Annotated in this window: 16 protein-coding genes; 4 read left to right on the top strand and 12 right to left on the bottom strand. The window is 64.2% G+C overall.

Annotated features, from left to right (window positions below; all coding sequences use genetic code 11):
* Positions 1-22: 22 nt before the first annotated feature.
* From X741_RS154700 to X741_RS154730, 7 genes are all read right to left on the bottom strand, one after another.
* Entirely contained in the window at positions 23-751 is a 729-nt protein-coding gene (locus tag X741_RS154700; protein WP_023777624.1) for an ABC transporter ATP-binding protein, read from the bottom strand.
* The gene (locus X741_RS154705; RefSeq protein ID WP_023777623.1) at positions 751-2376 is read right to left on the bottom strand and encodes an ATP-binding cassette domain-containing protein; all 1626 of its coding nucleotides are present in this window, start codon (positions 2374-2376) and stop codon (positions 751-753) included. Before X741_RS154705 ends, X741_RS154700 begins: the two co-directional genes overlap by 1 nt.
* The gene (gene livM / locus X741_RS154710) at positions 2376-3971 is read right to left on the bottom strand and encodes a high-affinity branched-chain amino acid ABC transporter permease LivM (protein ID WP_023766092.1); all 1596 of its coding nucleotides are present in this window, start codon (positions 3969-3971) and stop codon (positions 2376-2378) included. Before livM ends, X741_RS154705 begins: the two co-directional genes overlap by 1 nt.
* Before the next feature lie 4 nt (positions 3972-3975).
* Positions 3976-4878, bottom strand: coding sequence for a branched-chain amino acid ABC transporter permease (locus tag X741_RS154715; RefSeq protein WP_023766091.1), 903 nt, complete (start codon positions 4876-4878; stop codon positions 3976-3978).
* 334 nt (positions 4879-5212) lie between these two features.
* Positions 5213-6214: a 4-hydroxyproline epimerase gene (locus X741_RS154720; protein WP_023766090.1), complete on the bottom strand. Its 1002-nt coding sequence runs from the start codon at positions 6212-6214 to the stop codon at positions 5213-5215.
* A 30-nt stretch (positions 6215-6244) separates the two neighbouring features.
* Entirely contained in the window at positions 6245-7495 is a 1251-nt protein-coding gene (locus tag X741_RS154725; RefSeq protein WP_023777622.1) for an FAD-binding oxidoreductase, read from the bottom strand.
* A gap of 141 nt (positions 7496-7636) precedes the next feature.
* Positions 7637-8530, bottom strand: a complete 894-nt coding sequence (locus tag X741_RS154730) for a dihydrodipicolinate synthase family protein (protein ID WP_023777621.1) — start codon at positions 8528-8530, stop codon at positions 7637-7639.
* A gap of 102 nt (positions 8531-8632) precedes the next feature.
* On the opposite strand from X741_RS154730, the gene X741_RS154735 reads away from it, so the two are divergent.
* Positions 8633-9292, top strand: a complete 660-nt coding sequence (locus X741_RS154735) for a GntR family transcriptional regulator (protein WP_023777620.1) — start codon at positions 8633-8635, stop codon at positions 9290-9292.
* 14 nt (positions 9293-9306) lie between these two features.
* On the opposite strand, the gene X741_RS154740 is transcribed toward X741_RS154735, so the two are convergent.
* Together X741_RS154740 and X741_RS154745 are read right to left on the bottom strand one after the other, a co-directional pair.
* A complete protein-coding gene (locus X741_RS154740) occupies positions 9307-9603 on the bottom strand; it encodes a hypothetical protein (protein WP_023766087.1) in 297 nt (98 codons plus the stop codon).
* 284 nt (positions 9604-9887) lie between these two features.
* Positions 9888-11384: a CoA-acylating methylmalonate-semialdehyde dehydrogenase gene (locus X741_RS154745; protein ID WP_023777619.1), complete on the bottom strand. Its 1497-nt coding sequence runs from the start codon at positions 11382-11384 to the stop codon at positions 9888-9890.
* A gap of 378 nt (positions 11385-11762) precedes the next feature.
* Here X741_RS154745 and X741_RS154750 point away from each other — a divergent pair, with 378 nt between their 5' ends.
* Positions 11763-12644: a LysR family transcriptional regulator gene (locus X741_RS154750; RefSeq protein WP_023777618.1), complete on the top strand. Its 882-nt coding sequence runs from the start codon at positions 11763-11765 to the stop codon at positions 12642-12644.
* 30 nt (positions 12645-12674) lie between these two features.
* Here the strand turns inward: X741_RS154750 and X741_RS0134490 are convergent, their stop codons facing one another.
* Positions 12675-13244, bottom strand: coding sequence for a hypothetical protein (locus X741_RS0134490; protein WP_031249988.1), 570 nt, complete (start codon positions 13242-13244; stop codon positions 12675-12677).
* Between the two features lie 195 nt (positions 13245-13439).
* Between X741_RS0134490 and X741_RS154755 the strand changes: the two genes are divergently transcribed.
* Entirely contained in the window at positions 13440-13883 is a 444-nt protein-coding gene (locus tag X741_RS154755) for a hypothetical protein (RefSeq protein WP_023777616.1), read from the top strand.
* Positions 13880-16042, top strand: a complete 2163-nt coding sequence (locus X741_RS154760; RefSeq protein WP_023777615.1) for a phosphatidylserine/phosphatidylglycerophosphate/cardiolipin synthase family protein — start codon at positions 13880-13882, stop codon at positions 16040-16042. Before X741_RS154755 ends, X741_RS154760 begins: the two co-directional genes overlap by 4 nt.
* Before the next feature lie 20 nt (positions 16043-16062).
* Here X741_RS154760 and X741_RS154765 read toward each other — a convergent pair whose 3' ends face one another.
* On the bottom strand, positions 16063-17319 hold the full coding sequence (locus X741_RS154765) for a D-amino acid dehydrogenase (RefSeq protein ID WP_023766082.1): 1257 nt from the start codon (positions 17317-17319) through the stop codon (positions 16063-16065).
* A gap of 92 nt (positions 17320-17411) precedes the next feature.
* Positions 17412-18551: an alanine racemase gene (alr, locus tag X741_RS154770; RefSeq protein WP_023777614.1), complete on the bottom strand. Its 1140-nt coding sequence runs from the start codon at positions 18549-18551 to the stop codon at positions 17412-17414.
* Positions 18552-18613 lie beyond the last annotated feature (62 nt).

Here is an 18613-nt window from a genome sequence, read left to right as displayed (position 1 = left end):
GGATGCACATCCCGCTCCAAACTCAATGATGTCCGCCTTCGAGATAGGCGGCGCGCACTTCCGGATTGGCGAGCAGTTCCTTGCCGGTGCCGCTCATCGTCACATTGCCATTGACCATGACGTAGCCGCGCGTGGCGAGCTTGAGCGCGCCGAACGCGTTCTGCTCGACCAGGAACACCGTCAGCCCTTGCGTGCGGTTCAACTCGCGGATGGCGTCGAAGATCTGCTTGACGATCAGCGGCGCCAGCCCCAGCGACGGTTCGTCGAGCAGCAGCAGTTTCGGCCGGGCCATCAGCGCGCGTCCGATCGACAGCATCTGCTGCTCGCCGCCCGACAGCGTGCCGCCACGCTGGGCGATGCGCTCCTTCAGCCGCGGGAACAGCGTGAACACTTTCTCGACGTCCTCGTCGTAATGTTTGAGGTTGTCGAGGCTGGCGCCCATCTGCAGGTTTTCCATCACCGTCATGCGCGGGAAGATGCGGCGCCCCTCCGGCGATTGCGCGATGCGCATGCGTGCGATCTCGTGCGTCGGCAACTGGGTAATGTCGGTGCCGGCGAAGGTGATCGTGCCCGCGCGAGCCCGTGGCGCGCCGAAGATGGTCATCATCAGCGTCGACTTGCCGGCGCCGTTGGCGCCGATCAGCGCCACGATCTCACCCTCCCTGACGGTGACGTCGACGCCATTCAGCGCCCGGATGTTGCCGTAGTAGGTCTGCACACCCTTGATATCGAGCAGCGTTGTCCCGGCCATCACTTGCCCCCTCCGCGCTTGCCTGCGGCAGGCTTGGCAGCAGTCTTCCCGGAAGCCGCGTTTGCGGTCTTCGAAGCCACTTTTGCGGTCTTTTCTGAAGCCACGTTTGTGGTCTTCGAAGCCGCTTTTGCAGCCTTCCCGGAAGCATGGCTGGTCGCCACCCTGCCCGCATCGACGCGGCGCGAGAATTCCGTATCCTTGCCCTGGCCGAGCAGCTTGGCCTGCTTGACCCATTCCTCGCGCGCGATGCGTCCATCGAAGGCGAGATAGGCTTCGACCGCCTCGACATCGGCCTTCTTCCAGGCGCCGATCTGGTCGAAATGGAAGATCCCGTGTTCGTTGAGCTTCTTCTCGTTGACCGTACCGATGCCTTTGATGCGGGTCAGGTTGTCGGCCTTGCCGCCACGTGGGGCAGCGAGGCGGTTCGAAACGCCTTCGGCCTTCGCCGCGGGCGCCTTGCCCATCGTTTTCGTCTCGGCCGTTTTCGTCGCGGCCGTTTTCTTGGCCGCCGGTTTCTTCGCTGTCGTTTTCGCCGCCGGCTTGGCTGCCGGAGCCGGGTTGGCGACGATTGGCCTGCTCGTCACGCTCGCCGCGCGCGCATCGACCTGTGCCGCCTTCGAGGCGCCCTTGGACACCGTGACGCGCTCACCTTCGCTGTGGCTAACCGTGTCGCTCACCGGCCCGGCGAGATACGACGATGACGTGCCCGGCCCATGCGCGGAATCCGGACCGGTGTCTAGCTGTTCGATGACGTCCTCGTCGCCGACTTCGGTCAGCACCGTCTCGACCTCCTCGTCGTCGACGCCGAGATAGGCAGCGATGACGCGTGGATCGGTTCGCACCGACTGCGGGTTGCCGTCGGAGATTTTGCGGCCATATTCCAGCACCACGACGTGGTCGGAAATCTTCATGACCACCGACATGTCGTGCTCGATCAGCAGGATCGAGGTGCCCGATGTATTCTTGATGTCCATCAACAGCGCATTGAGCGCCAGCGATTCCTTCGGGTTGAGACCGGCTGCCGGCTCGTCGAGGCACAGAAGCTCCGGCCCGGTGCACATGGCACGCGCGATCTCGAGCCGCCGCTGCGCGCCATAGGGCAGATCGCCGGCCGGATCGTCGGCACGGTCGACGAGGTCCGCCTTCTCCAGCCAGTGCTTGGCGAGCTCCACCGATTCGGCCGAGGCCTTGCGATAACCACTGAAGCCGAACAGGCCAAGCACCGTATAACCGGATGCCTTCATCAGCTTGTTGTGCTGGGCAACCAGAAGGTTCTCCAGCAGCGTCATACCCGAGAACAGGCGTATGTTCTGGAAGGTGCGCGCCACCTTGGCGCGCGCCGGGATCTCGTGGTTGGGCAGCCGCTCCAGCAGGTAGCTCGAGCCGTCGGCCCGGTTGAGCGTGATCATGCCTTCCGATGGCTTGTAGAAGCCGGTGATGCAGTTGAACACGGTGGTCTTGCCGGCGCCGTTGGGACCGATCAGCGCCGTGATCTCGCCGCGCCTGGCGGTGAAGGACAGGTCGCCGATGGCGACCAGGCCGCCGAACTTCATCGACAGGTGTTCGACCTGCAGGATAGCGTCGTTCATGCCGGTGTTGGTCTTCTCGATCGGGTTCGCATTCATCAGCCGTGTCCTTCCTTGGTAAAGGACCCGGAGACCGCCCTTCGCTCTTTCAGGAAAGCCGTCGGTTCGCGACTGCCGACGAAGCCACGCGGCTTCCACAGCATGACGATGACCATGGCCATGCCGAACAAAAGCATGCGGTATAGTTCGGGCGTGAAGTCCGGCCCGAAGATCTGCTTGAGGAAGTCGAGTTCGCGCAGCGCCTCGGTGCCGCCGATCATCACCATCGCGGCAACCGCGATGCCGACCAGCGATCCCATGCCGCCGAGCACGACGATGGCCAGGATGATGGCCGATTCCAGGAAGACGAAGGATTCCGGGCTGACGAAGCCTTGCCGCGCGGCGAAGAAAGAGCCGGCGAAGCCACCGAACATGGCACCGGTTGCAAAGGCGGTCAGTTTGGTGGTGGTGGTGTTGATGCCGAGCGAGCGGCAGGCGATCTCGTCCTCGCGCAAGGCTTCCCATGCACGGCCGACCGGCAGACGGCGCAGCCTGATGGTGACGAAGGCGGTGAGCAGGCAAAGGCCCAGGATCAGGTAGTAGAGGAAGATCTTGTAGTAGGCGCCTGATTGGGCGATGCCTAGCACCTTGGCAATGTAGTTCGGGTCTGACACGTTGAACGACATCAGGCCGAAGAAGCTGACCTTGGGAATGCCGGAAATGCCGGCCGACCCGTTCGTGACCTCGCGCCAGTTGATCAGCACCAGGCGAATGATCTCGCCGAAAGCCAGCGTGACGATTGCCAGATAGTCGCCGCGCAGGCGCAGCACCGGGAAGCCGAGCAGCACGCCCCACAGCGCCGCCATGGCGCCCGCGGCCGGCAACAGGATCCAGAAAGACAGGCCGAAATGCGTGGCGAGAAGTGCATACGCATAGGCGCCAAGTGCGTAGAAGGCGACGTAGCCGAGGTCGAGCAGGCCAGCGAGGCCGACGACGATGTTCAGGCCCCATGCCAGCATCACATAGATCAGGATCTGGATGCCGAAATTATCGACCCATTTCAGCGAACCCTGCATCCCGCCGACAATCGACCAGGCGTTCAGCGACAGCACCGCGATCACCAGGATCGGGTACAGCACCAAGGCCGTGATGCCCAATTTGGTGAAGTTGGCATGGATGAAGGCGCGGAAGTAGTAGATCACGCAAGCCAGCACGTAGATGACCGCAACGGCGCGCAGGAATTGCAGATAGCCAGCCGGTTCTGCTCCCACCCATCCGGCGAGAGAACTGTTCAATGCAAACAGCAGCACCGCCGCGACAACGGCCGCGATAAACCACGGCAGTTGGAAGAACCGTGACGCCACGCTGGCCGGCAACAGGCCGGTGGCAACATTGGTTATCTTCTGGCTGGCCATGAACGGCTGGCCGTAGGCGACATAGAGGAAGCGTCCGACGGCCGTGGCGATGACCACGGCCGCGAGCAGGCCCCAGCGCGTCGTCACGACCAGTTCATTGGACATGTTCTGGCCGGTCTTCAGCCCGATGAACAGCACGAACAGGCCAAACGAAATAGCGCCGGCATAGAACGCTTCCTTAAGGGCGCGTTGGACAGGGGTGGCGACGGTGTCGCGCTCGGGAGATACGGTGACCGCCATGATCTCAGACCTTTTCGACTTCTGGCCGGCCCAGAATGCCGGAAGGCAGGAAGATCAGCACGATCGCCAGGATCGAGAACGCCGCGACGTCCTTGTAGTCGATCGAGAAATACGCCGACCACATGCTTTCGATGAAGCCGATCAGCAGCCCGCCGAGTACGGCGCCCGGCAGCGAGCCGATGCCGCCGAGCACTGCGGCCGTGAAGGCTTTCACACCAGGCGTGAAGCCGTCGGAGAAGGCAACAACCCCGTAATACATCAGGAACAGCGTGCCGGCGACGGCGGCGAGGGCGGCGCCCATGATGAAGGTGATCGAGATGGTGCGGTCGACATCGATGCCAAGCAGCGCCGCCATCTTGCGGTCCTGTTCGCAGGCGCGCTGGGCGCGGCCAAGCGAGGTCTTGTTGACCAGGTACCAGAACAGCGCCAGCAGCAGCGCGGTGACGATGACGATGATGATCTGCTTCAGCGACACGCTGACACCGTTGATGTTGTAGACCTCGGAGACCATCGGCGGGATCGGCTTGTTGCGCGGTCCTTGGGTCACCTGGACGAAGTTCGACAGTGCGATCGACATGCCGATAGCGGTGATCAGCGGCGCCAGGCGGAACGAGCCGCGCAGCGGCCTGTAGGCGACTTTCTCGATCGTCCAGTTGTAGAGGCTGGTGAGCAGCATCGCCACGATCATCATGACCAGCAGTGCGATGACCACGGGCACCGAGTAGAACAGCGCGCCGAGGATGAGGAACACGATCAGCGCCGCGAAGGCGCCCACCATGAAGATATCGCCATGGGCGAAGTTGATCATGCCGATGATGCCGTAGACCATCGTATAGCCAATCGCGATCAGCCCATAGATCGATCCCAGCGTCAGCCCGTTGATAAGCTGCTGGACAAAATACTGCATGTGTACATGGCTCCCCTGGAATGTCGCCCATGCAGACGCATTCCTTTTCGTATTTCCCCTAGTCGTAAAGTTTCGAGGCCGGATTGCAACGTGATTTTTCAATCGTCATGCGTGTTTTGGCGGCACGCCGTCCGATTGCCCGTTTTTTCGCTCCCGACCCCTGGACTATCGCGGACCCTACCATTGGCATAACGCAATGTCTTTGACGATTCGACCTCATCATGCGCCCCGCTTCGAAGAAATCGCCGTCAAAATTAGGTGATGAGAAGAATCGTTGCGTTCCTGACAGAATTCCCTTTTGCGTTTGCGCGCCTTCCCTAGCGTGATGAATCGACTATTTGACGATGAACCCATGCGCGAACGGATCGCGGTCATCGATGAAGATCGTGTTCAATCCGGTCGTGCGCGCCCAGCCGCCGATCGAGGGAATGATCGCCGGCTTTCCCGCGACCGTGACCTCCTTTTCGACCTTGCCCTTGAACAGCGAGCCGATGATCGATTCATGGACGAAGCTGTCGCCGGCCTTGAGCTTGCCCTTGGCGTGAAGCTGCGCCATGCGTGCCGAGGTGCCTGTGCCGCAGGGTGAGCGGTCGATCGCCTTGTCGCCGTAGAAGACGGCGTTGCGGGCGTCGGCTCCCGCGACCGTTGGGCTGCCGGTCCACAGCATGTGCGACAGCCGGTTGATGCCTGGGTTCTCAGGATGCACGAAAGTGTATTTCTCGTTGAGCCGCTGCCGCACCACCGGGCTCCAGGCGATGAAGTCGCCGGCGGAATAGTCGGCCATGTCGCGGTAGTTCGCCTGCGGCTCGACGATGGCGTAGAAATTGCCGCCATAGGCGACATCGACGGTGATCTCGCCAAGCCCGGGACACTCGACCGTCAAACCTTCGGCATGAAGGAAGGACGGCACGTTGGTGATGCGCACCTCCTCGACATATTCGCCGACCTGTTTGTATTCGGCGATGACCAGGCCGGCCGGCGTGTCGAGCCTCAGCACGCCTGGCGTCTTCGGCTTGATCAGCTCGTGCTCGATCGCCATCGTCACCGTGCCGATGGTGCCGTGGCCGCACATCGGCAGGCAGCCGGAGGTTTCGATGAACAGGATGGCGATGTCGCAATCCTCGCGCGTCGGCGGGTAGAGGATCGAGCCGGACATCACGTCGTGACCGCGCGGCTCGAACATCAATCCGGTGCGGATCCAGTCATACTCGGCGAGGAAATGCGCGCGCCGTTCCATCATCGTCGAACCCTGCAGCAATGGTCCGCCGCCGGCGACCAGCCGCACCGGATTGCCGCAGGTGTGGCCGTCGATGCAGAAGAAGGATTTCTTGGCCATGTCGTTCCTCGAAAATCAAACCCGAAAAAATCAAAACCGTTGTGGACTGAAGGGGGCCAGATCGACAGGTGGAGTCTGCCCCAGGACGAGCCCCCGGATCAACCGCCCGGTGGCGGCCGCCTGGGTCAGGCCGAGATGGCCGTGGCCGAAGGCATAGACCACCGGCCGGCTTCCTTGCGCCTTGCCGATGACCGGCACCGAATCCGGCAGCGAGGGCCGGAACCCCATCCATTCGCGCCCGCCCGAGGGATCGAGCCCCGGCAGGAATTTCTGCGCCTTCCGCAGCAGCGCCTTCGACCTGGCATAATTGGGCGGCCGTTCGATGCCGCCGAGTTCGACCGCACCGCCGACGCGCAAGCCGGTTTCCAGCGGCGTGATGACGAAGCCATGGCCGGAGAAGATCAGCATCCGCTTCACGTCGAAGGCGCTCGTCGGCAAGGTCGTGTTGTAGCCGCGCTCGGTTTCGAGCGGAATGCGGTCGCCGAGCTGCCTGGCCAGAAGGTGCGACCAGGCGCCGGCGGCGATGACGAGCTGCCTCGCACGCCTTGTGGATCCATTGGCCAGCGTCAGCGTCGCACCATCCTGGTCCGCCGCGACACGGTCGATCCGAGCCATTTGAAAACGCGCGCCCTTGGACGCCGCATAGGCCCACACCGCCTTGCCGAGCAGCTTTGGGTCGGCGACCGTCTTCCAGCCCGGCACGAACGTGCCCTTGACGAAGCGTGGCGACAGGCCCGGCTGCAGCGTCGCAAGGTCCTCGCCCTCGACATGGCGGAAGCCGATGCCAAAACGTTCGCGCGCGGCCCAGCCGGACAGCCCGGCCTGAAACTCGGCTTCGCTTTCGTAAAGTTCCAGCGAGCCGTCCTCGCGCAGCATCGATCGCGTGCCGGAGCGGCCGAGCAACCCCATCCACTCCGTTTCGGCGAGCTTCATCATGCCGGCCTGGGTGGCGAGGCTCGCCTCGTATTTCTCCGGTGCGCCGGCCCGCCAGAAACGGATCAGCCAGGGCAGGAGCTTCGGCAGGTAGGCCGGCGGGATGCTGAGTGGCCCGAGCGGATCGGCCAGCCATTTCGGCAATTGCCGGATCATGCCCTTGTGGGCCAGCGGCAGCACGTCGGAGAAGGCGAAGGCGGCGGCATTGCCGGAACTCGTCTCCTCGCAGATGCCGGTACGGTCGAAGACCGTGACGTCGCGCCCGGCCTCGGCGAGCGAAGCGGCCGCACAGATGCCGATGATGCCGCCGCCGATGATGGCGATGTCGATTGCAGCATCGCTATTCATGGCTGCGTGCCGTAGTGCATGTGCCAATCCCGCCCCTTACAGCCAGCCCCCTCATCCGACCCTTCGGGCCACCTTCTCCCCGGCGGGGAGAAGGTGGCCGCGAAGCGGCCGGATGAGGAGGACTGCGGCGACATATCCCGCCTAGAACTGCGGCAGCGTTGGCCGCACTGCCAGCGCGTCCTTGATAATCTTTTCGACCGCCTTGCGGCGCCCGCCCGACAGCGGCTGGCGCGGCATGCGCACGCGATCATTGGTTTGAATGGCGAACACTTCGGCAAGCTTGATGTTCTGCACCAGATAGGTCGAGACGTCGAGATCGAGCAGCGGCCGGAACCAGCGGTAGATCGAAAGCGCCTCCTCGCGGCGGCCCTGCTTCATCAGCTGGTAGATGGCGACGGTCTCGCGCGGGAAGGCGGTGACCAGGCCGGCCACCCAGCCGATGGCACCGACCGACAGCGCCTCGAAGGCCAGATTGTCGACGCCGGTGAACAGGTCGTATCGGGTGCCCAGACGATTGATGATCTCGGTCGAGCGGCGGATGTCGTCGGAGGATTCCTTGACGGCGACGAAGCGCTTGTCCGACGCCAGTTCCTCCATCTGGTCGACGGTGACGTCGACGCGATAGGCCAGGCGGTTGGAGTAGATCATCACCGGCAGGTCGCCGGCCTGCGCAACTGCGCGAAGGGCCGCCACCGTCTCTTCCTCATTGGTATGGTAGATCGGGCTCGGCACCACCATCAGGCCGTTGGCGCCTTCCTTGGCGGCGCGCTTTGCGATGCTGGCGGCCTCGCGGGTGCCGGCTTCGTTGACCGTCAGCAGCACCGGCTTCTTGCCGGCGACTTTCTGGGCCGTCTTCAGCACCTCGATCTTCTCGTCATGCGACAGCATCGGCCCTTCGCCGAGCGAGCCGCAAACGATGATGCCGTCGCAGCCGGCCTCCATCTGCAGGGCAAAGCAGCGCTCCATCTCGGCATGATCGAGACGATCGTCGGCGGTGAATTTGGTCGTGACGGCGGGGAAAACTCCGGTCCACATGATCATTGCTCCATCTGATATATCAGCCGTATATCTGCTAAGAAAGCCGCTGTCAATGCGGAATCCGTTATGATATATCCTGGATATATCAGGAGACAGCCTTTGATATCCAAGGAAGCAAGCGCCTTGTCCGAGCCGGCCGCGACTCGGGCCTATCGCGTGCTCGAGCACATGATCGTCACGCTCGAACTGGCGCCGGCGAGCTTCGTCACCGAGGGCGCCTTCATCGATAGGCTGGCGCTCGGCCGCACGCCGGTGCGCGAGGCGATCCAGCGGCTGGCCTGGGAAGGGCTGCTCGACGTGCGTCCGCGTGCCGGCATCGCGATCGCGCCGCTGCATCCCGGCGACTGGCTGCGCGTGCTCGACGCCCGGCGCGGCGTCGAGGTGGTGCTGGCCCGCTCGGCCGCACGCTTCGTCACCCGCGAGGCCGCCGACCTGTTTCACGAGGCAGCCCTTGCCATGCAGAAGGCGGTCATCTCAGGCAACGTGCTGGCCTTCATCCAGGCCGACAAGGCGCTCGACGAAGCGCTGGCGATGGCCGCCGACAACCCCTTTGCCGCGCGGCTGGCCGCCCCTTTGCAGACCCACAGCCGCCGCTTCTGGTTCCGCTACAAGGCCGACACCGGCCTCGCCGAATCGGCCGAGCACCACGTTGCCCTGATCCGCTCTATCCTTGACGGAGACGAAGAGGCCGCGGCCAAGGACGCCAAGCGGCTGATGGCGCTGCTGCGCGGCCATGCCGAGGCGGCAGCGACGCGCTGAGCCTGCTTGTCAATTCAGGCGCCGGGCATCCCCGCCATCACGGCACCGTCCCAACCTTCGCCCGCCGTGATGACGCAGCTCTGGCCATGGATGTCGGTGGCCAGGATGGTCCAGGTGCCCTGGTCGGACACGAAGATCTCGAGTATCACGCTCGGGTTGACCAGGCCGTGCGCCGCCTGGCTTTCGTGGAACTTCTCACCAAGCGCCTTGACCATGTCCGTACGCGCCGCGCATTGCGGCGCTGCCGATGCCTGAGCGGCGAAAAACGCGGAAGCCGCCGCCAGAGATATCGTTGCCATAAGACGTGCCATCTGACACCTCCCTGCGCCAAACGATTGCCCCCGAAGCTGTCGCCAGCGCCGTTGGTTGATCTGCCGCGCCTCCAGGCCTCCAGGCGGCAGGACTGCAACCTAAGACGGCAACGCGCCCCAGGTTCCATCACATTAGCGTTCACGTGGATACCGACCGCGACCGGGCAAGAAAAAGGCTCGGGTTCTGAGCCCGAGCCTTTGCTGTCAGCCTTCAAAGCAATGAAGAGACGCCGCCCGCGCGCCCGCAGCCGAAGGCGAGGACGCGCAAGCAGCAAAGCGTCCGGCTAGTTCATCGTCGGGATGACGAATTCGGCGCCGTCCTTGATGCCGGACGGCCAGCGTGAGGTTACCGTCTTGGTCTTCGTGTAGAAGCGGAAAGCGTCCGGACCGTGCTGGTTGAGATCGCCGAAAGACGACGCCTTCCAGCCGCCGAACGTGTAGTAGGCGATCGGCACCGGGATCGGCACGTTGATGCCGACCATGCCGACCTGGACACGGCTAGCGAAGTCGCGCGCGGCGTCGCCGTCACGGGTGAAGATGGCGACGCCATTGCCCATCTCATGGTCGTTGGCAAGCTTGATCGCGCTCTCATAGGTCGGCGCGCGCACCACCGAGAGCACCGGCCCGAAAATCTCTTCCTTGTAGATACTCATGTCGGCCGTGACATTGTCGAACAGGCAGCCGCCCATGTAGTAGCCGTTCTCATAGCCCTGCATCGAGAAGCCGCGGCCGTCGACGACCAGCTTGGCGCCTTCCTTGACCCCGGTGTCAACGTAGCCTTTCACCCGCTCCAGCGCCTGGCGCGTCACCAGCGGGCCGAAATCGGCGGCCGAATCCGTCGACGGGCCGACCTTCAGGCTCTCGACGCGCGGAACGAGCTTTTCCATCAGCCGGTTGGCGGTGTCGTTGCCGACCGGGACAGCCACCGAGATCGCCATGCAGCGTTCGCCCGCCGAGCCGTAGCCGGCTCCGATCAGCGCATCGACGGTCTGGTCCATGTCGGCGTCGGGCATGATGATCATGTGGTTCTTGGCGCCGCCGAAGCACTGCACGCGCTTGCCGGCGGCAGTGCCGCGCGAATAGATGTAATGCGCGATCGGCGTCGAGCCGACAAAGCCGATGGCCTTGATGTCGGGATCGTCGAGGATGGCGTCGACGACTTCCTTGTCGCCATTGACGACGTTGAGGATGCCCGCCGGCAGGCCGGCCTCGAGGAACAGCTCGGCGATGCGGATCGGCACGCCCGGGTCACGCTCGGAAGGCTTCAGGATGAAAGCGTTGCCGCAGGCGATCGCCGGGGCGATCTTCCATAGCGGGATCATCGCCGGGAAGTTGAACGGCGTGATGCCGGCGACGACGCCGAGCGGCTGGCGCATCGAATAGACGTCGATGCCGGGGCCGGCGCCGTCGGTGAACTCGCCCTTCATCATGTGCGGAGCACCGATGCAGACCTCGACCACTTCGAGGCCGCGCTGGATGTCGCCCTTGGCGTCGGCGATGGTCTTGCCATGCTCGCGCGCCAGGATGTCGGCCAGCTCGTCATAGTCGCGGGCGACCAGTTCGAGGAATTTCATCAGCACGCGCACGCGGCGCTGCGGGTTGGTGGCGGCCCATTTCGGCTGTGCCGCCTTGGCGTTCTCGACCGCCGCGCGCAATTCCGCCTGCGAAGCCAGCGCCACCGTACCGCGCACGGTGCCGTCCATCGGCTGCATGACGCCCTGCTTGCGGCCGCTGGTGCCGGCGACATGCTTACCGCCAATGAAGTGACCGTATTCGATCATGATGTCTCTCCCTTTGTTTGTGATGGAGCATTGTCCGCCTTCGGCCGGCGAATGGCAACGCGAGCGAGAACGCAACCGTTGTGCGAAAAATAGATAACAGTTGACGGGAGAGCATCAATTCTCGCAAATGATGGGGCGTCGTCTTACACCAGGAATGATCAACGTTGAGTTCCTTAGCGCCCCCCTCTGTCCTGCCGGACATCTCCCCCTCTAGGGGGGAGATTGCGCTGTCATATTCGCCTTCGCCAATCATGGGGGCTGTCAAGGAGGGACTGTCGGCGACGCTGCCAATCTCCCCCCTAGAGGGGGAGATGTCCGGCAGGACAGAGGGGGGCGCCACAGAACGCTACGCTGACCATTGTCATTCGGACCACTCTCATGAACTGGGATGACGTCCGTATCTTCCTCGCCGTGGCCCGCGCTGGGCAGATCCTTGGCGCCGCCAAACGGCTGGAGCTCAATCATGCCACCGTCTCGCGCCGCATCGCCGCCCTCGAGGATGCGCTACGCACGAAACTCTTCCGCCGCCTGACCACCGGCAGCGAGCTGACGCCCGCGGGCGAGCGTTTTCTCGACATTGCCGAGCGCATGGAGGGCGACATGATCGCCGCGCGCTCGACCATATCGGGCGAAGGCGACGACGTCTCGGGCACGGTCCGCATCGGTGCGCCCGACGGGTTTGGCGTCGCCTTCCTGGCCAAGCGCCTCGGCGAACTGACCGCGCTGCACCGCGAATTGACGATCCAGCTCGTGCCGGTGCCGCGCTCCTTCTCGCTGTCGCGCCGCGAGGCCGACATCGCCATCACCGTCGAGCGGCCGACCGAGGGCCGGCTGGTGGCGGGAAAGCTGGTCGACTACACGCTCGGCCTGTTCGCCTCTCGCGGCTATGCGCAAACGCATGGCCTGCCCAGGACCGCCGCCGAGCTCGGCCAGCACACACTGATCGGCTATGTGCCCGACCTCATCGTCAGCCCCTCGCTCGACTACGCCGCCGAGTTCAGCGCGGACTGGCGCACCAGCTTTGCCATTTCCTCCGCACTCGGCCAGGCCGAAGCGGTGCGGTCGGGCGCCGGCATCGGCATCCTGCACACGTTTGTCGCCCGCTCGATGCCGGAACTGATGGCCGTCGATGTGGTGGCACCCATCCGCCGCGCCTACTGGCTGGTCTATCACGAATCGGTCAGGCCGCTGCGGCGGGTCCAGATCGTCGCCAGCTTCATCACCAAGGCGGTGGAGCGGGAGCGGGGCCTTTTCACCTGATTTCACCAACCGGCGAAGGCAATGCGCCATTCAAGGCGGGTAGAGAACGAAGGAATTCACCACGCGCTCAACCTCGTCCGCCAATGGTGCCCATCGCTGCGCCACCTCCTCGGCGCTCTCGGCCATCAACGAGCAGTTGACATAACCATAGCGCGCCCCCCGAACTGAAAACGCAAACCTGGAATGGCCGTGCAGAATGTTATTCTCGTTCCTAACCGTGAAGTCCAGATCGGCAAGGCGCACAGGATAGCCGTCCGGAAACCTTGCCAGCTTGTCATTGCTGAAATCGGCTGTGTTGAACGGTTCGCCCATCATCCTCTGCCAAGTGCCCATCGGCCAGTCCTCGATGAACTTGCGCGGATCGGGCGGCGAACCGGTTGGATTGTAAAGCGAGCCCGACACCATGCAGGAAAGGCCCTCATTTTCTGTGGAATCAACAGCCAGCAACATCGCTTCGCCAGAAGGCGGCTCACTGGTCCATTCTTCGGGAAAGGTCAGCGAGATCCAGTTATTTCGGTCATGGACGGTATTGTCGGCGGCATTCGCCCCCGCGACGCCAGACAGAAATCCAACAAACGTAACGATAAGGCAACGCTGCATCACTGGTGCTTACACTCCGGGTGCCCGAGTGAGTATTATCGGGCAGATCAATCCAGCATTGCAATACATGACCGAGGCTGTCGGCGCCGCCTTGCGCTTGCCACAAAACCAGCCAGTGTGGCATCAGGCATGCGGCCACCGCTATGAGCGGGGCCGCCGGGTGGGGAAATCGTCAGAAAGCTGGCGCGGATAAAAATGCGAGCCGTTCTTGCCATCCTGCCGCTGCTTTTCGTCTCGGCCTGCGCCAACCCATGGACAAAAGTGCCGGAAGCCGAATTGCCCAAGCCCATCCGTTACGCCATGGCGCGCCCCTCGCCCTTCGTCATCGGCAATTACTGCGGCCCAGGCACCCGCACCGGGGATCTCTCGGCCCGGCCGGTCGACCGCCTCGACGCGGTTTGCCGGACCCATGACGCCTGCTACATCGCCCGTCACAACCATTGCGACTGCGATGGCGCTCTTGTCGCTTCGGCCAGGGCGATCCGCGATGACAAGACGGCGCCCCGCAAGATGCGCAGCGAAGCGGAATTGCTGATCGCCACCTTTGCCATTCCGATCTGCACGGTTTTTCCGCAAGGCTTCATGCCACCGCGAGACCCGACGCAGTTGCGTGCCCTGAAGGCCGGAGCAACGGATTGAACGGCCGTGCATCGATCATCCTAGCCGTGTTCGGGCTGGCGCTCACTGCCCTTGCCGGCTGCGCGGGCCCAGGCCGGAACGCCTGCGAGTTCCTGCCGGGACAGGCAGCCTGCACCCGTCCCGCTCTGTCGGCCGGCACGCGCGGGCCGCAGGTCGCTGCGGCACAATTTTTCGGAGACGCCGGCACCAGCGACTATGAAAGACGGTTCCTGGCGCTGCTTGCCCACAACCAGCTCGGCGCCATGGATCGCGCCAATGGCACCGGACCGTTCGGGCGAAACCGCCGCGACGTCCAGAACCGCGACTTCCAGGCGACCTACACGACGCTGCAGCAACTGGCCGGACCCGTGGCCAAGCCGCGTCTGCCGCCGTCCGGCGGCGACGTCGGCGAGGGCCGTTTCGACGGACGCTGGCGGGTGTCGCGGCAGACGCTCTACATCGACGCTGCGGCACGACCCTCGGCGCCCAAGATTTTCGATTTCTCCGGCCTGCAGGCACGCAGCGTCGAGATCGTCGTGCGCCAGGCCGGCAAGCAGGCCGCCGAGATCGAAGGGTCATGCGACGGCGCGCTGGTCATTCGCGCCGGCGGCGGCTCACGCACCATCGCCGCGAGCACCGCATTCCGCTTTCGCCTGTCCGGCGCGAACGACACGGCCAGCCTGTTTCCAAGTGACAGCCTGAACCGCTGCAACGCGAGGATTCGCTCCAGCCTTGCCCCGGCAGGCGCACCGCTCGCCATCCGGCGCGAAGAGGCCGCCGATCCGGCGCTTGCCTCCTTCGACAGCCGCTACCAGCGCTGCCCGGTTCCCAACGACGCCAGCCTAGACGCGCTTGAGCGCGTCTTCTACGCCAGCCGCTGGCTGTCGCAGACCTGCGCCGTGCCGATCGGCACGCCGCGCCTGCTGCGCAAATCGCGCGACGGCTTCAACGCCAAGGTCGAGGCGCTGATGGGCGCGCCGCTGTCCGACGCGGCCATCGACAAGGGTGACCCGGAACTGCCGCTCGATTTCTCCAGGGCGCCGAGGCTGAAGCTGATCTATCTCTCGTCGCTCGAGTTCAAGGCGGATTTTTCCGGCCGCATCATCGAAAGGCTGATCCGCCACCACGCAGCGCTTGGCACCAAGGTACGCATCATGGTTACCGATGTGCTGGAGCGCGAGAAGGACGACGCCATGCTGCACCGGCTGGCGGCCGAATTCCCCAATGTCGAACTGCAGGAATACCGCTGGCGGGCGGACCATGGCGCACCGATCGACGAGCAGATTTCACAATTGCACAAGGTCCATCACGTCAAGATGCTGGCGGCGCTGGCGTTGGATCCCGCGCGCTCGCGCGTCATCATCGGCGGCCGCAACATCCATGACGGTTTCCTGTTCCACCAGCCGATCGATCTGTCGCGCTATCCGGACCTCGAGCAATACGGCAAGACCGACGGGTTTTCGCTGAACTACTACTCGAACTGGAGCGACTTCGACATCGAGTTCGCCGACCCGACAATTGTCGATACGCTCGCCGCGCATCTGTCGACGATATGGTTGCGCGACGCCGACACCAACCTGGCGCGCCCCTTCTCTATCCCGGTCCGTTCCAAGGGTGGCCGCCCCTCAGGCAATGCCCGACATTTCATTTCGGTGCCCTATGAGGACAGCCATGCGCTGGAGGATTATTTCGTCGAACTGGTCGATGCCGCCAGCCATCATATCCAGATCGTCAATCCCTACCTGAACCTGACGCCGAGCCTCGCGCGAGCCTTCGACCGGGCGCTGGCGCGCGGGGTCAAGATCGACATCGTCGGCCGCATCGATCTCAAGGGCGATATCGGCGGCAAGTTCCTCACCGCGCTCAACAAGCTGTTCGTCGAAGAATATGGCGACCGCATCAACATCCGCGAATTCAAGGCGCCCGATGTGGTGCTGCACTCCAAGATCATGATGATCGACGAGAGGCTGGTGGCCATCTCCTCGGTCAATCTCAACAACCGCAGCTTCTTCCATGATTCGGAGAACGGCATGGTGGTGCTCGACCCCGCCTTCTACGTCAGGATGAAGCCGGTCTATGACGCTTACCTCGCCCATTCCAACCCGGTCGCCGCCAATGTGACGATCCCGTGGGCCTACCGGCTGCTGTTCGACGACGTCTGGGTCAGGCAGGCGTTCTGACCCGTGCACCCAGGACGCCGCTATTTGAGATAGCGCTCCTGCGCCAGGGCGCGGACATCGATATCGGGCACTCGGCTCGAGATGATGTCGGCCAGCACCTTGGCCGAACCGCAGGCCATGGTCCAGCCGAGCGTGCCGTGGCCAGTGTTGAGATAAAGGTTGGACAGCTCGGTGCGGCCGATCAGCGGCGGCCCGTCCGGCGTCATTGGCCGAAGCCCGCACCAGAACGTCGCCTCGCGCATGGCGCCGGCACCGGGAAAGAGATCGCCGACCGAGTGTTCGAGCGTGCGCCGCCGCGATTCGTGCAGCCTGAGGTCGAAGCCGGAAATCTCGGCCGTGCCGCCGACGCGGATGCGGTCGCCGAGCCGCGTGATCGCCACCTTGTAGGTCTCGTCCATGACGGTCGACACCGGCGCCAGCGCGGCATCCTTGATCGGCACGGTGATCGAATAGCCTTTGACGGGATAGACCGGGATCGGCCGCTTCATCCGGCGCATGAACCCCGCCGAATAGCTGCCCATCGCCATGACATAGGCGTCGGCCGCCTTGAAACCCTTGCTGGTGCTGAGATTGGCAACGCGGTTGCGGCTGCGGAGGACGCGCCAGATCGTCATGTCGTATTCGAACTTCACGCCCCGCGCCACGCAGAGCTCGGCCAATTTGTCGGTGAACATCTTGCAGTCACCGGTCTCGTCATGCGGCAGCCTGAGGCCGCCGACGAACTTCTCGCGCACGCTGGCCAAGCCCGGCTCGGCCGCGATGCAGCCGTCTTGGTCGAGGATTTCGTAGGGCACGCCGTATTTCTTCAGCACCTCGACATCGCCTGATGTGCCGTCGAGCTGCTTTTGCGTGCGGAACAGCTGCAGCGTGCCCTGGGTCCGCTCGTCATAGGTGATGCCGGTCGCTTCGCGCAGCGCCTTCAGCGTGTCGCGGCTGTACTCGGCCAGCGGCACCATGCGCGACTTGTTGATCGCGTAGCGCTCGGCCGTGCAGTTGCGCAGCATCTTGACCAGCCAGGTCCACATATGCGGGTCGAAGGCCGGCCGCACGACCAGCGGGCCATGCTTCATCAGCAGCCATTTGATCGCCTTGAGCGGAATGCCGGGCCCGGCCCAGGGCGAGGCATAGCCGGGCGAAATCTCGCCGGCATTGGCGAAGCTGGTTTCCAGCGCCGGGCCTTTCTGGCGATCGACCACCGTCACCTCGTGGCCGGCCTCAGCAAGGTAATACGCCGTGGTCACGCCGATGACGCCACCGCCCAGCACCATGATTTTCATTGCATCACGCTCCACGCCGCCACTAACACCGGGCATGCCATTCCCTGTCTGCCGGATTTTGCCGCGCCCGCCAAGAGGCTAGCCTCTAGGGGCTAGCTATCGACGTATCGGCGGTGAAAGCGCGTGCCGAGGCTGGCCAGGATTTCATATCCGATGGTGCCGGCATGGCCGGCCGCATCGTCGACGCTTTGCGAAGGACCCAGCAACTCGACCAGGTCGCCCTCGCGCAGTTTGCCGGGCGGCAGGGCCGAAATGTCGAGTATGATCGAATCCATCGACACACGCCCGAGGAAAGGCAGACGCACCCCTTCGAACCAGGCCGCCGAGGCCGAGCGGCGCAACCAGCCATCGGCATAGCCGAACGAGATCGTCGCCAGGCTGCGCGGACCTTCGGCGTGGTAGCTGTGGCCGTAGCCGACGCCGGTGCCCTTTTCGATGCCGCGCGTCTGGGCAACCTTGGCCTGCAGCCGCACCACGGGCAGCATCGGATTGGGCGCGCCAGGCGTCGGATTGATGCCGTAGAGCGCCGCCCCCGGCCGGGCCAGATCGTAGTGGTAGCGCGGCCCAAGGAAAATGCCGGAGGAATTGGCGAGCGAGGCAGGCGCCTCCGGCAGCAGGGCTCGTAGCCGTTCAAACGCCAGCCGCTGCTGCTCGTTGGCCGGATGGCGCGGCTCGTCGGCGCAGGCCAGATGGCTCATCACGTATCTGACGTCGATGCCCGCGAACGCGCCGGTATCCTTTACCACCGCCTCGACCTCGGCAGGCGCCATGCCAAGCCGCGACATGCCGCTGTCGACCTGGATAGCGGCCGGAAACTGGCGGCCGGCGCCATGCGCCGCCGCGCGCCAGGCCTTCAACTGCGCGCCGCTGTTGATGACCGCGCACAGGCCGGCGGCCACGGCTTCCGGCTCCGAGCCCGGCGGCAGCCCGTTCAGCACGTAGATGTCTGGCCCGGCGCCGATCGCCTTGCGCAGGCTGATGCCTTCGGCCAGCAGCGCGACGAAGAAGGTGTCGCAGCCATCCTTCATCAGCGCCGATGCCACCTGCGCCGCACCGAGACCGTAGCCGTCCGCCTTGACCACGCCGGCGCAACGCACGCCGCCCAGTTGCGCTTTCAGCCGCCGATAGTTTTCACGGATCGCGCCGAGATCGATGGTGAGAATGGCTCCCGCCGCCGCTTCGCTTACGGCAGCGGTATCCCCGGGCAACGACCTTCTGGAGGCGTCGTTCATGGCGACCCTTCTCGTGGCGGACAGACATCAATAGGACCGCAGGACCCGCGCGGCAACCGCAG

This window comes from Mesorhizobium sp. LNHC221B00, from assembly GCF_000502935.1.
Classification (GTDB): domain Bacteria; phylum Pseudomonadota; class Alphaproteobacteria; order Rhizobiales; family Rhizobiaceae; genus Mesorhizobium; species Mesorhizobium opportunistum.
The sequence above is the reverse complement of the archived record's forward strand: the minus strand, read 5'-3'. Positions and strand labels throughout refer to the sequence as shown.